The following is an 18,250-nucleotide window of genomic DNA, read 5'->3' on the forward strand; positions in this document are numbered from 1 at the left end:
AATACTTATTTAATTGTTTGCCTATCGGTTAGGCGTTTGAAATAATAGCCGCCAGTAAACACGCCAGATAAGTGTTTTTCCTATTGCCTTATGTTTTATATTACCGCTGAGATGAAGAAATTATATGATCGAATTTAAAGACGTTGGTGTTCGCCGTGATGGTCGTGAGTTGTTTGCAGGGGCAAGCTTCCAGCTACATCCGGGCCACAAAGTTGGCTTAACGGGCAATAACGGCACCGGCAAATCAACCTTGTTTGCCTTATTATTGACGCGTATGGGCACTGGCGATACCGAAGTGACGCTAGATAAAGGCGAAGTGAATATTCCTGATAGCTGGCATGTGGCGCATATGGCGCAGGAAGTTGGCGCGACCACACAGACGGCGATTGATTACGTGCTAAGCGGTGATGAGCAGTGGTACGAGATTAACGCTACTTTGAATGATTTAAGCAGTGTCAGTGATGAGCAAATCGGTGTGCTACATCAGCAGTTTGATGAAATCGATGGCTATCGTACCCCAACCAAAGCGGCACAAATCATGGCGGGTCTTGGTTTTAATACTAGCCAACATGAATTGCCAGTAGAAGGGTTTTCTGGTGGCTGGCGTATGCGTCTAAACCTTGCTAAGACCTTGATGAGCCGCGCTGACTTAATGCTACTTGATGAGCCAACCAACCATTTGGATTTGGATGCTATTCTTTGGCTTGAGACTTGGATTAATGCCTTTACTGGTTTAGTCATCGTCATCTCGCATGACCAAACTTTCTTAGATAATACTGTCGGTCATATTTTGCACGTTGAGCAGCAAAAAATCACCCTTTATACAGGTAACTATCAACAGTTTATTCGTACCCGTCATGAGCGTATGGCGCAGCAGCAGCAAGCGTTTGAGAAGCAAGAAGCGACCAAAGCACATTTGGATGACTTTATTCGTCGCTTCCGTGCAAAGGCTAGTAAAGCCAAGCAAGCACAGAGCCGTATTAAGCAGCTTGAGCGTATGGCGGAGCTGTCTCCGATGATGGCGGATAACCCGTTCTCGTTCCGCTTTTATGAGCCGGCAAATATGAGCTCGCCATTGATTGAGTTGACCGATGCGGATATTGGTTATAGCGACACGCCGCTACTTTATAATGCAAACGTACAAGTCACTCCTGATACTCGTATTGGGCTGCTTGGAATGAATGGCGCTGGTAAGTCGACCTTGATTAAAGCTTTGGTCGGTGAGCTTGGCGTATTAAAGGGCAGCTATAACGTTTCTGATACGCTAAAGCTTGGCTACTTTAACCAGCATCAAATGGATATTCTTGATCCGAAGGCAACGCCGATAGAGATGTTGCGTCGTTTGGCAGGTAAAACGTCTGATGCGATGTTACGCTCGTTTTTGGGTAGCTTTGATTTCCGTGGCGACCGTATCGATACCATAAGCGAGCTATTTTCTGGTGGTGAGCGTGCGCGCTTAACATTGGCTTTGATTGTTTGGCAACGTCCGAACGTGCTGGTACTCGATGAGCCAACCAACCATTTAGACCTACAAATGCGCCAAGCACTGACCATTGCTTTGCAGGGCTTTGAAGGGGCAGTGGTATTGGTATCGCATGACCGTGAATTGATTGCCAACGTCTGTGATGAGCTGTTTTTGGTACATGATGGACAAATCGATGAGTTTGATGGTGATATAAGCGATTATGGTAAATGGCTTGCCGAAAAGCGTAAGCAGGAAAATTCACAAGATAAAAATACCAGTAAGAAAAAAAGCAAAAAAGAGAGTAAGAAGTTTGTTTCACGTGAAACAGATGCTAATTCAGTAGGTAGCCAAGCAAGCAAGCAAGTGGGTAAAGATGCGCAGCGCAAGCTGGCCGCTGAACAACGCAAATTAACAGCGCCTATTCGCCGTGATATTGAAAATACAGAAAAGACCTTGGCAACAATTGATGGAAAGCTGCTGGTGTTAGAAGAAAAGCTGGCGAATACGGATCTTTATGAAGAAAGTCGTAAGGCTGATTTGATGATACTGCTGAATGAGCAAACCGCGCTACAGCAGCAACATAGTCAACATGAAGAAAAATTGCTACTGGCAATGACAACCTTAGAAGAAATGGAAGCCAATATCGGCTAATACCGTGAGGTTTTTATCAATTAGTTGTTAATCGAAACCAAGCGATAAAACTCAGTCATTAAAAAAGGGAAGGCTTACGCCTTCCCTTTTTTTACTTTATTGCCTTACTCTCTACGATATCGACCATCACCATAAGATAGGATTTCCATCGTAGTAGTACAAAGCTGACAGTTTATTTGACCAGCAGCAGCTTTAGATAAATCAAGGATGCGACCTCGTATAAAAGGTCCTCTATCTGTAATTTTCACAATCACACTCTGCTTTGTCTTTTTGTTGGTCACTTGTACCTTCGTACCAAACGGCAGCGTTCTATGTGCGGCTGTCAGGGAGTTCATATTGAAGATACTACCACTTGCCGTGCGCTTACCGTGGAACTTGCTACCGTAGTAGCTGGTATTACCGGCGAAAGCAGTGGCGCTCAATAGTATTGATAAAGTGATGACTAAAGACTTGATTAAATAAGACATTTAAAACCTTTTGGCTATTGAAGAAATAGACAGATACTCTTGCCTATGTTATGCATACTCCCTATGAGTACAAATAATATAAAACATCATACAAGAAATAACTTTTCACATTCTTACAGCTCTGTAAAAAAACTCTTTAGGTCAAAAATGCTTTTTTAACAGTAAGTTATGATATATATACCTATTTTGCTATATTTAGATTGCTGTCAATATAAACAATTTATTGGTCGATTCTCTCATTATAAAATCAGTTAAAAGTAAAAATTTTTCGTATTAAATAGTATGTTTCAGAGAAAAATATCCTTTGCATACTACTATCTGCCTAGCAGAGACGATAATAATGTATAGCAAGTGCACGGTATCGCTTTTAAGTTGAATCCCCTATATTGGTAATATTTCTATAATGGTATTTGGTTTTTTTAGCGCTATCATTATAAGTAGACTAGGGTCACAATCTGTTATATCGCCAACCTAATTTCGATTACTAGCGTTTACAATTGGCATTTCATTATTATTAATAGATCTTATTTTGAGGAACATAACATGGCAGAAAAAAACTACTATGACATTTTAGGGGTCAACAAAGACGCCTCAGACGCCGATATTAAAAAAAGATATCGTAAGCTCGTCCGTCAATATCATCCAGATGTCAGCGATGCGCCAGATGCCGATAATAAGATTGCTGAGATTAATAATGCTTATGAAACCATCAGAGATAAGGACAAGCGTGCTGAATATGATGCGATGCTAAACAATCCTTTTGCTGGTCAAGGTGGCGGTTTTGGCGGGCAAGCAGGTGCTGGTCAGGGCGGCTTCCGTTGGGAAGATATCAAAGATCAGTTTGGGGAAGGTGAGGCTTATGGCGATGGAGGTTTCCGCTTCGATGATATTTTTTCGGCATTTGGACGCGGCGCACGCGGACAAAATAGTGGACAGGCGGGTGGTCAGTCACAGTATGGCGGCTTTAGCAACCAAGATAGCAAAGGTCAAGATCAACATGCCGAGATTACTGTTGATTTGGCTTCGGTCTATAACGGTGATGACTATAGTATTAAGTTAAATGTTCCGGTGCGTCAGCCAAATGGCAGTGTGGGCTACGATAATAAAACCCTTAAAATTAAAATCCCTAAAGGCATTACGGATGGCAAGCAAATTCGATTAGCTGGACAAGGAGCGGCTGGCAGTGGTAATGGTAAAAATGGTGATTTATTTTTAAAGGTTAAAATCCGTCATGCTTCAAATATCCGTATCGAAGGCGCAGATATTTACCAAACTGTAAACATCGCCCCATGGGAGGCAGCACTGGGTGAAAAAATTAATGTTAATACGCCAGCGGGCACACTAGGTGTGACAATTCCTAAAAATAGCAAGTCAGGCAGCAATTTACGCTTAAAAGGCAAAGGTATTCCTGCTAAAGAAGCAGGCGATTTATACTTAACCCTAAATATTGTCAATCCCGATATCAATAGTGAAGCGGAAACCAACGCTTATGAAGCACTAAAAAAAGCCTTCGCTGACACAACCATTGAGCGATAAACAAATAGATTTATAAAAGCCGTTTAATACCCTAATAGAGATGTAGACGATAACGATAAAATAAAGAAAAACGAGGATAATCGCTATGAAACACTCGCCTGAATTTAATGACATTATCATGAGCTTAGATGAGCTGATATCTGCCTGTGGTCAAGAGCGCCAGTGGGTGATCGAGCTGATTGAAGAGAACATCATCGAATATGATGTACCAGAGCGCGAGCAGTTTACTGGCTATCAGCTGACGACTGTGCGCCGTGCGTCCCGCCTAAGTCGCGACTTTGAAGCCAGCGTGCCAGCAATTGGTCTGATACTTGAGCTGTTGGATGAAATCGAGCAACTGCGCCAATTAAAACGCCAATTGGATATGCAAGCACCCGTTATTGAAGTCACGATTGACCAATTAAAATAGTTAAATGAACAGTAAAAGCCGATCATAAAAAAGAGCCCAATCATTGATTGGACTCTTCAGCATTTAAGCATACGATTTTATAGCAAATTAACGAGCATATTTTGGATCAGCAGCAGCGGTAAATAAGACGTCTGTTGATGAGTTCAGAGCGGTTTCTGCAGAATCTTGTATGACGCCGATGATGAAGCCAATTGCGACTACTTGCATTGCAATGTCATTTGGAATACTAAATAGGCTTGCCGCTAATGGAATCAGTAGCAATGAACCACCAGCAACACCAGATGCGCCGCAGGCACTAATCGTTGCTACCAAGCTTAATAGCAGGGCTGAGGCAAACGTCACTTCGATACCGAGCGTATGAGCAGCAGCAAGCGTTAAAACGTTAATGGTGATTGCAGCGCCCGCCATATTGATGGTAGCACCCAGGGGAATGGTCACTGAATAGGTGTCTTCATGTAGACCCAATTTACGGGCAAGGTTCATATTAACGGGGATGTTTGCCGCTGATGAGCGGGTAAAGAAGGCGGTGATACCAGACTCACGTAAGCAGATAAACACGAGCGGATAAGGATTTTTTCCTGTCTTAACTAAGATAATGAGTGGATTGACGACTAGCGCGATAAATAGCATACAACCGACCAATACCATCAAGATGCGTGCATAGCCAGCTAAAGCTTCAAAGCCTGTCTCAGCGACGGTATTGGCAACCAAACCCAAAATACCAAAAGGCGCTAAGGCAATAACCCATTTTACCACTTGTGAGATGGCATCAGAAAAATCACCGACCACGGTACGAGCAGTATCACTCGCCTGACGTAAAGCAAAACCAATGATAATTGCCCATGCCAAAATACCAATATAGTTGGCTTCAGCGATAGCCTGAACGGGGTTGGCGACCAAATTCATCAGCAAGTTGGTCAACACTTCTTTTAAATTTGCTGGCGGTACTTGCTCAATTACCGCATTGACTAAAACCAGCTCGGTTGGAAATAAGAAGCTTGCCCCTACAGCAGTCAGCGCTGCTAAAAAAGTGCCAAACATATACATGATCAGCACGGGTTTAACATAGACCTCGTTGCCACTACGATGTTGGCTAATGGCTGCCATGACCAAAACGAATACCAGTATCGGCGCGACGGCTTTTAGTGCCCCCACAAATAAAGTACCCAATAATCCTAATGCAATACCAACATTTGGTGCCAACCAACCTATTAATACCCCTAATACTAAACCGATAATAATAAGCGGTACCAGTCCTATACGCTGGTACATCGCAATCAATGAACGCATCTATACACCCTCAACCTTGTCAATAAATAAGATATTTATAGCGAAAACAGAAAAATAATCGGAGGATGGTAGCATTTTTTGGGATAAGCGCCTACCTTTAACCCGCATCTGACTGGGATGATAGAGCTAAAGAAAAGGCATTATATGTGGCAAAAAGAATGATTTTATCGTAACAAATAAAGCGGTTTGAGGAATTAAACTGTAAAGTGGGTCAGCTCATAGCCGAGTTGTTGATAGCTTTTATATTTATGACGACCTTCTTGCACACTAGCTGCATCAGGTTTTATCAGCTCAAGGACACGAGTAGGTTTCGCATTGATAGTAGCTGTCATAAAAGTGCTTACTGGATGTATAGTGGTATTAAGAACCATACCTTTAAAGTTAGCAGGCATATAATTGCTAAGAAGTACAGGCGCTAACGCTTTATGGTTGATATCAGTATCAGCATTCAAAAGGCGTTGATGGGGGATAAAGCTAGTAGCCTCTTGCTCCCATAATGCCTTATCAAGCGTCGATAGCAATTCATCATCGTCGATAAGAATTAACAACGATTGATTGCTTTTATTAAGCGCGGTTTGGGTCAGCTGACAAATAAAGCCCAAGAAATCTTGGGCTTTATTCTCAGTTAATACATAGAAGCTAACGTTCATAAACTGATTTTCATTAATTGGTTTTCATTAATTGGTTCTCATTAATAAGTTATGCCATGTTTGCACTATTTCTCAGATATTGCATAAATAACGGTACAGGACGACCAGTCGCAGCTTTGTCTTGACCTGAAATCCATGCCGTACCAGCGATGTCTAAATGCGCCCATGCTTGGCCTTCTTCTATAAAGCGCGATAAGAAACATGCAGCAGTAACAGCGCCAGCACCTTTACCACCGATATTTTGAATATCAGCAATAGGCGAGTCAATCTGCGCTTGATACTCGTCATCCATTGGCATGTGCCAGATAAGATCACCCGATAAATGACTCGCGTTTTCTAAGTCAAACAACACATCTTCGTCATTACTAAAGACCGCTGAGCGGACGTGACCTAGCGCAACCACACAAGCACCAGTCAAGGTTGCGACATCGATGATGGCTTTTGGCTGATAATACTTCTGTACATAGCACAAGGTATCGCACAGTACTAAACGACCTTCAGCATCGGTATTTAATATCTCAACTGACTTACCGTTCATTGCTATGATGATATCGCCAGGACGCGTCGCCTCTCCTGATGGCATATTTTCAGCACAAGCTAGCGCACCGACGACGTTGATAGGTAGACGCGCTTCACATAATGCTTTTAGGGTACCGATTACCGCAGCAGAACCGCCCATATCAAATTTCATCTCATCCATCGCCGCACCCGGTTTGATTGAGATACCACCTGAATCGAAGGTGACGCCTTTACCAACCAATACGATAGGCGAGTCGTCATTTGCAACTTGCACATCGTCATTACTATCTTGTTTCGCATTTTTAGCGGCTTTTTTGCTAGTAGCTTTGCTAGGTAACTTATCAGCCAATGCTTTTAGACCACCCGCTACTTTTGCGCTGTTGATAATGGCTTTGCTAGTATCGCCATCAGCATTGACGCTAAAATTAGACTTGCCACGATATTCCATTAACACCAGCTTGCCCTCTTTGGTCGAGCCTTGCGCGACCGATAAGAAGCAGTTCATACCTAATGCTGACATCTCTTTTTCACCTAATACGGTGACTTTTAAGAGGTCAGGATAAGTGGCTGCCAATTCCTGTGCTTGCTCAGCCATATACGCTGGGAAACAGATATTACCCGGCTCATTGGCGACATCACGGGTTAAGCTTTGACCAGTAAAGACCGCTTGTGCAAAGTTTAACGATTCCTCTAAAGATGGCTCTGCCAGTAAGTAAATATCCGTTAAAACAGGCGTTTGCTGCTCAGATTTGTACTTATCAAAACGATAGCTTGCTGCCAGTAGGCTCAACGCGAATTGACTAAAATGGTTTTCTTCTAAAGCATCGCCCAGCGCAACAGTGATAGAGTCAACACGCTTTTGCGTGCTCTTATAAATGGTATTGGCAATTTTTTCTAGAACGCTATGACGTAATTTATCAACATTACCCACACCGACCAATAACAGCTGTACTGGATTTTCTTTGGTGGTTTTTTTATCGCCAGCCAGCGCATAGTCAGCAACCGTCTCACAAGCTTTGCCATTAAAGTGCGATACTTCAATCAATTGCTCAATACGGGTTTGATAATCACTTAATACCGACTCAGCTAAGATATTTTTCTTATCATCAATTAAGACGACGAGGCAAGCGGCATCTTTGCTTTTAGCTTCTTTTTTAAGAATTTTTTGTGTATGGGTTTTCGGTAAACTTTGCGTTAATTTAATATTCATATATTGTTATCCTTATTAGATGAATGCATTTTTTTAAAAGCGTGAATACAGTAAGGTGTCAAATTTAAAAAGATATCAAATTTTAACTGCTAACGCATTTGAATCGGTAGTGTATTCTAACTGCTACTTATCTTAAATAGCACGCCTATCAAGCAAGCATAGTAGTGTAGCATATCGGCATACAGTACGCAGTTAGCAAGGGTTAGGTAATGTTTCTGGAGCTATTTCTTGCATTATTTTAGCGTCAGTCATTAGTTGTTAGTCAACTTATCAGTCGCTACTAGAGCGGCAAATCTATCTTGAAGTGCAGCCATCGCACTATCATGCACAGTACTAGCCATTATGACTTGTCCTGCAACACTAGGCAGATCGCGCGTGGCACAAGCATCATGACACACGAAATTTTCAAAACCCAAATCAAAGGCTGCTCTGACGCTTGAGCTGACGCACATATGGCTCATAAAGCCTGCAAAAATAATTTGTTGCTTACCAGCCGATTTTATTAGCGCTTGCAGCTCGGTATCATAAAATGCATTAGGGTGCATTTTAACAATGGTTTTTTCGTCATTAATGGGCTGCAGGCTATTAATAATATCTACTTTTGATGATAATGGATTGAAAATTTTATCATTATCCTGCCCGTGATGAGTAACATGAAATATCGGGATAGCTTCGCTTCTAGCTCTATCGAGTAGCAGGCACGCGTTCGCAGTAGCTTTATTACCGGCATCACCTAACGGCATCGCGCCGTCAACATATTCATTCTGAAAATCAATCATGACGATAGCGCAATTTGACCAATCAATCTCATTAAATTGACCACCAGCTAATCCAAGTAAAGTAGAGGGAATAGACATTTTATGCTCCGTTAATTAGTAAACGATATAAGTGTAGATGCTAAATCTTAAATAATTTTGAATGTTAACTAACGTTAAATACTAACAACTAATGCTGATAGTATTCAGTACGTGATACGTACAGTACACAAATTCAGTTAGAAAGCATGTATGAGAGACTTACTCGTGATGTCTGAGTTAAAGCGCTTATATCTTATATAATGCGATTAGGTTTTAAATAGCGCAGTTACGTCCCCATTTAGCCCTGTTGATGAGTGAGTACTAAATGCGTTATTGGTAACGGCTAGGTAATGTTTCCAAACACATTTCCACGCTATTTTTTCTAGAAATATGCTAGCATTAGCGGTTATGTCTATCGTCTCTGGTCAAGCTTAACTGTCCTTATCAATACAGTCGCGATGAACCGCATGAACGCCAACTTCTACAACCGCTAAGAGTGCCTACTGTGATATTACGCCGCTATATGACCCAACAAGTTGCCTCAACGACCGCATTAGTCTTGGGGTTTTTAGTGGTGATGATGCTTGGCGGACGTTTGATACGCTATTTTGGTATCGCAGCTGAAGGTAATTTAGACATCGGTTTGCTGTTTACCATCATTGGTTATAACCTACCGTATTTCTTAGAGCTTATCCTGCCATTGGCGTTCTTTATTGCCCTAATGCTGGTATTTGGGCGCCTATATGTTGACCAAGAAATGGCAGTGATTAATGCCAGTGGCGTGTCGCGCGGTCGGCTTGGGCGCTTGATGACGCCATTGATTTTGGCATTGTTCGTTGGTGAGGCAGCATTATCCATCGTTGGTAAGCCATGGGGCGTGCGTTCATCTGAGAATGTCTGGCAACAGCAAGCGTTGACCAGTGCCTTTGACTTAATTCGCCCCAATCAGTTTATCAGCAGTGGCAATTATCATCTGTATGTGGGCAGTTTGAGTGATGATAAAAAACAATTACAAGATGTGATATTGATTCAGTCTGAGCCTGAAAAAAAGGGCAGTGGGGCTAAAAATAATACTGCTAAAAATAGTGCCATGGATCTTGAAAATAACATCGATGTCGAAACTACCGAACAGCTTAATATTCCAGAATTGCCCACAGCGCTTGCCAATAATAATATTAGCAAAGACACGATTACGCTTGCCAAACGTGCTGAACAAGTAGATACGGGCAATAGTGGCGTAACCCAATTGGATTTGTTCCAAGGTCGCCGTTATGAAGTCGGGGCTGGTAGCTTGAAATACAATCAAGTAGGTTTTGATCGCTATCGTATTACCTTGACGGAGTCGTCTAAAGAAGTCATCACTGAAGACAATATCGAGACGCAAGCGATTGGACCGTTATGGCAAGCGGCAACAGGCAATGCGCAAGTGGGCAGTAATAATGCCATGCGTGCGGCCCAAGGCGAGCTTGGTTATCGTTTATCGTTACCATGGCTGATGATTATTGCGCCGATGCTCGCCGTACCACTAGCGCAAGTTCGTCCACGTCAAGGTCGTTGGTTACGCCTATTTCCCTCTATTTTACTGTTTGTCAGCTGCGCGCTCGGTATCATCTCGCTCAAAAATGCTGTCGGTAAAGGCAGTGTAAGCGTGTGGGCCTATGCATGGCTCATCTTAGGGTTTATGGCATTGGCACTGTATATGAATTGGGGTAGCCGCGTGCAGCACCGATTGCGCTTTCGCAAGCCAGAGAATGAGCTTTTGACGGTTACCGACAATCAAAATAGTAGCTCACAAGGAGGACAATCCTAATGAGTGCTCTATTCTCTAAATCATCGAAGCCGAATTCGCCAAATGCTAAATCGCTACTTAGCCCAAAACCGACTAACCTCAAAGTGCTTAGCCGCTATGTGAAACTAAATGCCTTGCTGGCGATTATCGCTGCGGTCATAGGATTGTGGGCATTACAGCTGGTATTCTCTTATTTATCTGAGCTTGATTCGCTAGATGGTAGCTATACGATGGGAGAGGCGATCAGATATATCTTTTATCGCTCGCCTTATTTTTTAGAGCAATTTATCCCAACAGGGGCATTATTGGGTGCGGTCGTTGGTTTGGGCTTGCTGGCTAATAACAGTGAGTTGGTCGTCATGCGAGCTGCGGGTATTAGCGTTTATCGAATCGTCAGTTGGGTATTGCAGCCAGCTATGATTTTTGTAGTATTAGCATTATTCATTAACCAGTTTGTGTTGCCGTATTCCAATCAATTGGCAAATGAGATTAATAGTGAGGATAACAGCTCGCTAGTGACTTCAGTACGTGGTTACTGGACAGTGCAGCCACGCTTTGAGAATACAAAAGACGGCAGTGCCAAGCCGGATGGTAGTGATATCTTGTATATCGATTATGCTGATGTCAAAGGGAATATCGGTCAGGTAAAGCGTTGGCATTTAGATAATAACGGCAACTTGCAAACCGCCATTCATGCTGAAGGTGGTAAATATATCGGGCGCGAGGCGCTTGTTACTGCTAGCAGCAAACCGAGCGAGCAATATCGTTATGAGTGGCAGCTGAACAATATGACCAAGCTGATGATTAATCAAGGCTTTGAAAGTAGCCAAGCCATATCGCCCACAGACACATTGAGTTTACCGTTTGCTCCTGAGTCTGTGTATTTGCTCACGCGTCAAGCTGAGGATTTATCTCTTACGCAACTTTATGAGCATCGTCAATTTATGCGTCAGCAAGGCACTCGCTCTTTAAGTCACGAGCTGGCGTTTTGGCAAAAGCTATTATCACCTTTATCAATTCTGTCACTAGTGATTGTCGCCTGCTCGTTTGTCTTTGGCTCCCTGCGTACGCACAGTCTCGGCTTGCGAATTGTCGTGGCATTATTGTTTGGGCTGCTATTTAGCTATGTACAGGATTTGGTCGGTTTTGTGTCACTAGCAACAGGCTTTTCGCCACTAATGATGGTGATACTGCCAATTATTGCCAGTGCATTGTTGGGTGGATATTTACTGAAACGGCAGATGTAACTCTCAAAATGATGTAAATCTAAATTTAGCCATAAAGAAGCACGCTAGATCCTTATGATTTAGCGTGCTTTTTATTTGTCTGATTCTAGCGTTTAATCTTTGGTTGCCATGGTAATCGTATAAGTCTTGCCCTGTTTTACCTTTTCGCTATTTCCAAAGACTTCGGTAAATGAGCGTTTCATAAATTGACGTAAGCCATTAATCGTCACCACGTAAAAGCGTCCACCTTTACGCATACGCGCATGAGCATCTAGGAAATAAAGGTAATGCTGCTCTTTGCCTACTTTAGCTGGCAAGTTTGACATCACAAGGCTAAAGTCTTTGTCTTTTGCCACGTGATTAAAGCCATTTGATAAATGTACATCGACATTTTTTAGACCATTCTTTTCACAATTAAGGCGCGCATATTCTACTGCCATAAAGTCTTTATCAATCAAAGTATGCTGACCATTAGGACACTCGCGCGCTGCTGCCATACCCAGAACGCCGTAGCCACAGCCCAAATCTATCGAGTCATCATCCGCCTGAAAATCCACATAATCAAGTAACATCAAGCTACCGTCATCGAGCTTTTGTGGTGAAAAAATACCCCACGTGGTCGCAAAATCAAACGGCTTGCCGAGTACGTCTTCGCGAAAATTAATATCTTCGCGCCAGTATTTGGCTTTTTCTAATAGATCGCTAGATGGTCTATGGCTCATGGAATTCTCGGATTATGGATAAGTAAAAGGTGGTACATTGCTCAAATGAACAGGGTGCACATTATGATGAGTATTGTAACGATAAAAGGTAAGATTTGCAGCTACGTATTAGTGGAAATTGTGATGGGCACTAAAGGAGGAGTATTTGACAGGAACCATTGTCAGATTTATGTCAGGTTGAAGTTACCCGTTTACGCATTTATATCGTAAATGCTATAGCATCCTTATTGAAGCTATGGAATACTAATAAAGCTAACTAATTGGTCAACTATTTATTATAGTGTCTTCTTGATATGAAGAATTACGGTCATGTTAGAAGCTGTATCAGCTTACTAAGATTAAATTCACCAAGCTTTACTCAACTAGAAAGGATGCTTAAATATGAAATCTAAAATCAAAACGAAAATAAATCCAGCGCAAGAAACATTTATTCATATCGTGCATAGTAAGCGTATTAAGCCTCTCAAAAAACAGCCGGGTGTCAAATGTGTGGAAGCAGTAAAAACTATCGACAAAGCTTATTTGGCTGAGCTATCTGGTTGTGATGAATATGTGTCTATCGCTTTTTGTTATAAAAACTATAATGAAGAGACCAAGCCTCGTCTTAGTGAAAATGAAAGCTGTGCTGTGATTAGTGTGGCCAAAGCCAAAGAGCTATTAAATACCACAGAGTTGGCTGAAGAAGCATTGTCTGCTGTCAGCATTATTCTGTTTAGCGCTGTATCGCAGACGTTTGGTGGCTTCTTAACGGATGGGGAAACCAGTAAGCGTTATGTGCTATCAAAAGGCACAGAATATGCAGGCTTGTCTTCATTATCGCTATAGCATATAAGCAAAATTACGTTTCTATTAAGTATGAAAAAACGGCAGTATCATTATAATATTGCCGTTTTTTTACTTCGATTTATAATTTTTTATATTGGTAATAATATCTTGTACATCAGTAATCTAACCCCGTGGATGGTGTTCAGCATGAAGTTTTTGCAATCTAGCCGTCGCCACATGGGTATATATCTGCGTCGTCGATAAATCACTATGTCCAAGCAATAACTGCACACTCCGTAAATCGGCACCGTGATTGAGTAAATGGGTAGCAAAAGCATGGCGTAAGGTATGCGGTGATAGGTCTTTATCAATACTGGCAACTTTGGCGTATTTCTTTAGTAGATACCAAAAGTTTTGCCGGGTCATATAGCCGCCTTGGGCGGTCAAAAAAACTGCTTGGCAATTTCCTGCTTTTAAATGGGCTATCAAATCACCACGTCCATGCGTCAAATAATCTTCAAGCGCATCTGCTGCATATTCCCCTAAAGGCACTAAGCGGGTTTTATTGCCTTTCCCCGTGATTTGTAGCCAGCCTGAGTTTAGATTCACTTGTTCAAGAGACAAGTTAACCAACTCACTAACGCGCAAACCGCAAGCGTAAAGTACCTCTAACATGGCTTTATCACGTAGCCCTAGCGCAGTACTGCTATCGGGCGCGGCAAGGAGATTGTCGACGTCAGCTTCTGCCAAATCTTTTGGCAGTGGACGACCAAGTTTTGGGCTTTTAATACGCTCACAAGGATTGTCTTCACGTAGGTTGCTGGCAATCATCCACAGATAAAACTGACGCAAACTTGAAAGCATGCGCGCTTGCGTACGCGGCGTTTTGCCATCTTGAGTAAGAATAGACAGGCAGTGCAGCACATCTTCGGGCTGCCAACGCGTTAATGCCGTATGATTGGTCAATTCGCAGGAGCGCAAATCACGCACATAGGCGTTACGGGTACGCGTGGCCAAACCACGAGCCAGCATTGCTTGACGAAATTCGGTTATATAAGCCGGTTCATCATCTACGGCCAGCGCTTTTGGTTGGCGCTGCTGTACGGCACGGTCGCGGCTCATAAAACATACTCGGCAGTGGTATAAGAAATTACAAGTGGATATAAATGATATTTTTTATATTTAAGTTGACTATCAGTTAATAAAATTTGGCAAAGTCATTTTTACCCTTTAAGTATTAACAGCTACCAAACACCATAGCGAGGTGACTTCCGCATTACGCGCTGCAAATAGTGGATCAGTATCGTCTTGGCTTCGACCGTGTTTAGGTTGGGTATTGAGACGGTATTTTACTTCTAAACCAGCATTAGCAAACCAGCCCAATAATTCATCGCGACTGCGCAACTGCAAATGTTCTGCCAAATCTGACAGAATCAACCAGACCTCTCCTTGCTTAGCTAAATGTTGCTTTGCGCCTTGCAAAAACCCACGCAACATCGTGCTATTGGCATCATAGACGGCGAATTCTAAGGGCGAGGTTGGCTTGGCAGGCAACCAAGGTGGATTACAGACCAGCAAATTAGCCAATGGCGCATCATTCGGATACAAGTCTGCTTGCTGCAATTGCACTGCAGGTAAATCTAAACGTGTAAGGTTGTCACTAGCGCAGGCTAATGCACGCAGATTTAAGTCCGTCGCAATCACTTGCTTCACACCGCGCTGCGCCAGAATAATAGCAAGCAAACCGGTTCCGGTACCGATATCAAAAGCAACATCATAACTTGCTGGCAACGGTGCATCGAGCAACAGCTGTACATACTCATGACGAGTCGGTGCAAAGACGCCATAATGCGGGAAAATTGATAGACCCAAATTTTCGATTGCCACGCCTTTTACACGCCACCCTGCCGCACCTAAGGCACCTTGCAGGTCACGAAATGAAATTAGACATGACTCATTCAACTCACCAAAAGCAGCGGTACAAGCAGCACTGACATCAGGGGCGCGGCGTAACTGGCTGACATAACCTGCATCAAGCTCTAATAATAAACGGCTTAATAGGCGCGAACGCTGAGATTGGACTTGGCGTTGCTGATGAAAAAGATTAGGGATGTCTTTAGAGGGTGCCAAAGTCTCATCTGTAGATTTAGCGGACTTAGCAGGTTTATTAGCTTCTTTATTAATTTTACGCTGCTCAGAACGCTCATTCGCACGGTCAATGCGTCGAGTTATGGCTTGCAGTAGTTGCCTTGCATTATTAAAATCACCGCGCCACAGCATTGACGTTCCAGCACAAGCCAAGCGATAAGCCTCATCGGCTGTTGTTTTGTCGTCGACCACAACAATACGTGCAGGCGGCACATGATTGCTTTGAGACAACCAGCGGGCCTGACGTAAGGTTTCATTTTCGTGCCATTGCACGTACTGTATTTCTGTTGCTAACACGCGACCTACCTTTCAAATGTGAATGATGTATTTTTTATAACGCAAAGATATTTCTGCATTATATATTGCGCTAAGCGCTCTTTTTCTTGACTAAATAACGATAGGTTGGCGCATCGTTTAGCGTTTCTTGATGGACAAGGGTATGTCCCAAGTGCCGGCAGAAATTAGGAATATCACGCGTAGTGGCAGGATCAGTGGCTAATATCTCAATCACATCGCCGCCAGCCGCTTTACGAATTGTCTTATGTAGCATCATGACTGGCTCAGGACAAATCAGTCCTTGGGTATCTAGATGATGGTGAATAGTCGTGTCTAATATTGAAGTCGTCATATTTTTTTATAAACCTAATAGATAAGTTTGGTAGCTGAATACTTGTTTACTAACGATTTTATAAAGGCCTATTTTCTGCATCAATAGCGATAATATCTTTATTGTTTTCAGTGCTATTATTATTCTCAGGTAAGTCGGCTAGAGCTAAGAAATTAAAGAAGCGCTTAAAGCTCACCTTAAATAAAAAAGCCACACCGAGCCACGATGCCAATCCTAACCAAGCCGTATCGGCAAATAACAGCCCGCCGATCAGGATAATACTTGAGACACCAATGGTCATAATAACCATCGAGGTTTGATTGAGACGATAGCGATAGATAATAAAGGCATTATATAGCGTCAATGGAATGGTCAGCGCCACCAAAGCATAAGGTAAGTTGTAGAATAGTTGATACAGGAGCTGATTGTCATGAAAGGCTTTGATACTAGCAATGGTGCCAAAAACCATAAAAGCAATAATAGCGGCATAAATGAGATAGACGGCTATTTGGTTGACACGTTGGGCGCCTTTGATACGCGCAATAGCAAGCGGAGCAAAACCATGTCGCGAGCTATTGTGCAAAGAGTGGTCTGAGACAGAAGTCATAATAATCAGTCATTTATTCGTTTGGATTGAGGAGGTACAGTTGATTCACTTTTAAAAAGGTACAGAACTACTGGGGTTAATTATTCGTAGCCTCTGTCTGCGTAGGCACAGCAAGCAAGGAAAATTAACCCCAGTAGTGATTGATAACATTTGTATTTCTTTTATATAGAACCGACTATATCAGGTATTGATGGGACATTAAAAAGAAAGCTAATGCTCAATTAATCTGCTTTGATGGCGTCGATGGCGATACTGCTATGAGGATCAGCAAAGTAGGTTGACATTAAAATACAGGCAGAGATATCATCAATCGGAGCGCGCTCATGTTTAATCCAGCCGTTTTCCCATGCTATCTCACGCGCGGCGACCGATGTTAAGCGCTCATCACATAGAGATACGATGACAGGTAAATGCTGCTCCATGATTCTATGTGCCAGACGACGGGCAAATTTATGTGCGCGTTTTGACAGCATAGAGCTGCTACCGTCCATATTTAACGGCAGTCCGACTACTACCTTTGCCACGCCCCAAACCTTGATAATACCGAGTAGATTATCCCAATCAGGTTGCCCATTATTCATCGCTAAAATATCAAAGGCACGCGCCGTTTCTGTCAAGCTATTACCGAGTGCCATGCCCATTTTTTTAACCCCATAATCTAAGGCTAAGATAAGGTGTGGCTTGATCACTGGCTCAGCAACGCTAGTATCAGTACTATCTTTTATAAGAGTGCTATCTACCATAATAAGGGATGTTTCCTAGTTTTATTGCTGTATTCGTTCAACATATGAGATTAAGCATGACCGATGTCGCTGCTTAAATAATCAAAATTAACCCCAATCTTATCGGCGGCCATTTGCCAACGTTCCTCAAATGGCGTATCAAACAATAAGTTTAAATCAGCAGGGCATACCAGCCAGTCGCCGTTAGCAAGCTCACGATCGAGCTGTTTTTTACCCCAGCTGGCATGACCTAAACAGAGCTGATAATGACCAACGCCTTGACCGGCTGCAATACGTTTGAGGATATCTTGGCTGGTAGTGATGCAGACGTTTTCTGAAATCGCAAAAGACGATGCCCATTCTGGTTGACCCGTATGCAGCACAAAGCCAACCTCAGGGTACATAGGTCCACCTTCTAATGCCAGATCTTCCATCACCTGTGCGTCTGTAACCTCAATATCCAGATCTTCTAGCAGTTTTCCCACGCGTGCCTGCTCTAATGGACGATTGACCATCAGACCGAGGGCACCGTGTTTATCATGACGACAGATATAAATCAGCGCCTGCTCAAACCGTGGGTCTGACAGTTCAGGCGCCGCGATTAAAAAATGATGGGTCAAATTGGCTTTGGACATAGAGACAAACGCAACCTACTAATAAAGGTAAAATA

The 18,250-nt window shown here is 42.8% G+C and carries 18 protein-coding genes; 6 read left to right on the plus strand and 12 right to left on the minus strand.

The annotated features are described in order from the left end of the window. Positions 1 to 124 precede the first annotated feature (124 nt). The gene (locus PCRYO_RS00230) at positions 125 to 2,116 is read left to right on the plus strand and encodes an ATP-binding cassette domain-containing protein (RefSeq protein WP_011512420.1); all 1,992 of its coding nucleotides are present in this window, start codon (positions 125 to 127) and stop codon (positions 2,114 to 2,116) included. Between the two features lie 104 nt (positions 2,117 to 2,220). Here the strand turns inward: PCRYO_RS00230 and PCRYO_RS00235 are convergent, their stop codons facing one another. Further along, positions 2,221 to 2,583: a septal ring lytic transglycosylase RlpA family protein gene (locus tag PCRYO_RS00235; RefSeq protein WP_011512421.1), complete on the minus strand. Its 363-nt coding sequence runs from the start codon at positions 2,581 to 2,583 to the stop codon at positions 2,221 to 2,223. A 543-nt stretch (positions 2,584 to 3,126) separates the two neighbouring features. Between PCRYO_RS00235 and PCRYO_RS00240 the strand changes: the two genes are divergently transcribed. Both PCRYO_RS00240 and PCRYO_RS00245 read left to right on the plus strand, forming a co-directional pair. Beyond that, positions 3,127 to 4,119, plus strand: a complete 993-nt coding sequence (locus PCRYO_RS00240) for a DnaJ C-terminal domain-containing protein (RefSeq protein WP_011512422.1) — start codon at positions 3,127 to 3,129, stop codon at positions 4,117 to 4,119. Between the two features lie 85 nt (positions 4,120 to 4,204). Then, complete coding sequence (locus PCRYO_RS00245) at positions 4,205 to 4,528, plus strand: chaperone modulator CbpM (RefSeq protein ID WP_011512423.1); 324 nt, start codon at positions 4,205 to 4,207, stop codon at positions 4,526 to 4,528. Between the two features lie 87 nt (positions 4,529 to 4,615). Here the strand turns inward: PCRYO_RS00245 and sstT are convergent, their stop codons facing one another. From sstT to PCRYO_RS00265, 4 genes are all read right to left on the minus strand, one after another. Continuing rightward, entirely contained in the window at positions 4,616 to 5,818 is a 1,203-nt protein-coding gene (gene sstT, locus PCRYO_RS00250; protein ID WP_011512424.1) for a serine/threonine transporter SstT, read from the minus strand. A 194-nt stretch (positions 5,819 to 6,012) separates the two neighbouring features. Then, entirely contained in the window at positions 6,013 to 6,468 is a 456-nt protein-coding gene (locus PCRYO_RS00255; protein ID WP_011512425.1) for a DNA polymerase III subunit chi, read from the minus strand. Between the two features lie 49 nt (positions 6,469 to 6,517). Beyond that, on the minus strand, positions 6,518 to 8,197 hold the full coding sequence (locus PCRYO_RS00260; RefSeq protein ID WP_011512426.1) for a leucyl aminopeptidase: 1,680 nt from the start codon (positions 8,195 to 8,197) through the stop codon (positions 6,518 to 6,520). Between the two features lie 251 nt (positions 8,198 to 8,448). Then, positions 8,449 to 9,054 carry a cysteine hydrolase family protein gene (locus PCRYO_RS00265; protein WP_011512427.1) on the minus strand — a complete coding sequence of 202 codons (606 nt, stop codon included), beginning with the start codon at positions 9,052 to 9,054 and terminating at the stop codon, positions 8,449 to 8,451. A gap of 463 nt (positions 9,055 to 9,517) precedes the next feature. Here PCRYO_RS00265 and lptF point away from each other — a divergent pair, with 463 nt between their 5' ends. Together lptF and lptG are read left to right on the plus strand one after the other, a co-directional pair. After that, the gene (lptF, locus tag PCRYO_RS00270) at positions 9,518 to 10,804 is read left to right on the plus strand and encodes an LPS export ABC transporter permease LptF (protein WP_011512428.1); all 1,287 of its coding nucleotides are present in this window, start codon (positions 9,518 to 9,520) and stop codon (positions 10,802 to 10,804) included. Further along, positions 10,804 to 12,030 (plus strand): LPS export ABC transporter permease LptG, encoded by a 1,227-nt coding sequence (lptG, locus tag PCRYO_RS00275; protein ID WP_011512429.1) that lies wholly within the window; start codon positions 10,804 to 10,806, stop codon positions 12,028 to 12,030. The genes lptF and lptG overlap by 1 nt, the downstream gene beginning before the upstream one ends. A 92-nt stretch (positions 12,031 to 12,122) precedes the next feature. Here the strand turns inward: lptG and PCRYO_RS00280 are convergent, their stop codons facing one another. Next, entirely contained in the window at positions 12,123 to 12,731 is a 609-nt protein-coding gene (locus tag PCRYO_RS00280) for a class I SAM-dependent methyltransferase (protein ID WP_011512430.1), read from the minus strand. A 381-nt stretch (positions 12,732 to 13,112) separates the two neighbouring features. Between PCRYO_RS00280 and PCRYO_RS00285 the strand changes: the two genes are divergently transcribed. After that, positions 13,113 to 13,556, plus strand: coding sequence for a hypothetical protein (locus tag PCRYO_RS00285; protein ID WP_011512431.1), 444 nt, complete (start codon positions 13,113 to 13,115; stop codon positions 13,554 to 13,556). A 123-nt stretch (positions 13,557 to 13,679) separates the two neighbouring features. Here PCRYO_RS00285 and xerD read toward each other — a convergent pair whose 3' ends face one another. The 6 genes from xerD to PCRYO_RS00315 all read right to left on the minus strand — a co-directional run bounded on the left by xerD (position 13,680) and on the right by PCRYO_RS00315 (position 18,215). After that, positions 13,680 to 14,618, minus strand: a complete 939-nt coding sequence (gene xerD, locus PCRYO_RS00290) for a site-specific tyrosine recombinase XerD (protein ID WP_011512432.1) — start codon at positions 14,616 to 14,618, stop codon at positions 13,680 to 13,682. Positions 14,619 to 14,726: 108 nt separating this feature from the next. Beyond that, positions 14,727 to 15,941 carry a methyltransferase gene (locus tag PCRYO_RS00295; RefSeq protein WP_011512433.1) on the minus strand — a complete coding sequence of 405 codons (1,215 nt, stop codon included), beginning with the start codon at positions 15,939 to 15,941 and terminating at the stop codon, positions 14,727 to 14,729. Positions 15,942 to 16,011: 70 nt separating this feature from the next. After that, complete coding sequence (gene tusA, locus PCRYO_RS00300; protein ID WP_011512434.1) at positions 16,012 to 16,272, minus strand: sulfurtransferase TusA; 261 nt, start codon at positions 16,270 to 16,272, stop codon at positions 16,012 to 16,014. A gap of 58 nt (positions 16,273 to 16,330) precedes the next feature. Next, positions 16,331 to 16,858, minus strand: a complete 528-nt coding sequence (locus PCRYO_RS00305; RefSeq protein WP_011512435.1) for a hypothetical protein — start codon at positions 16,856 to 16,858, stop codon at positions 16,331 to 16,333. Between the two features lie 221 nt (positions 16,859 to 17,079). Then, positions 17,080 to 17,601, minus strand: a complete 522-nt coding sequence (ruvX, locus tag PCRYO_RS00310; protein ID WP_011512436.1) for a Holliday junction resolvase RuvX — start codon at positions 17,599 to 17,601, stop codon at positions 17,080 to 17,082. A 50-nt stretch (positions 17,602 to 17,651) separates the two neighbouring features. Further along, positions 17,652 to 18,215 (minus strand): YqgE/AlgH family protein, encoded by a 564-nt coding sequence (locus PCRYO_RS00315; protein ID WP_011512437.1) that lies wholly within the window; start codon positions 18,213 to 18,215, stop codon positions 17,652 to 17,654. Between the last annotated feature and the right edge of the window lie 35 nt (positions 18,216 to 18,250).

It is taken from the genome of Psychrobacter cryohalolentis K5, assembly GCF_000013905.1.
GTDB classification, from domain to species: Bacteria; Pseudomonadota; Gammaproteobacteria; order Pseudomonadales; family Moraxellaceae; genus Psychrobacter; species Psychrobacter cryohalolentis.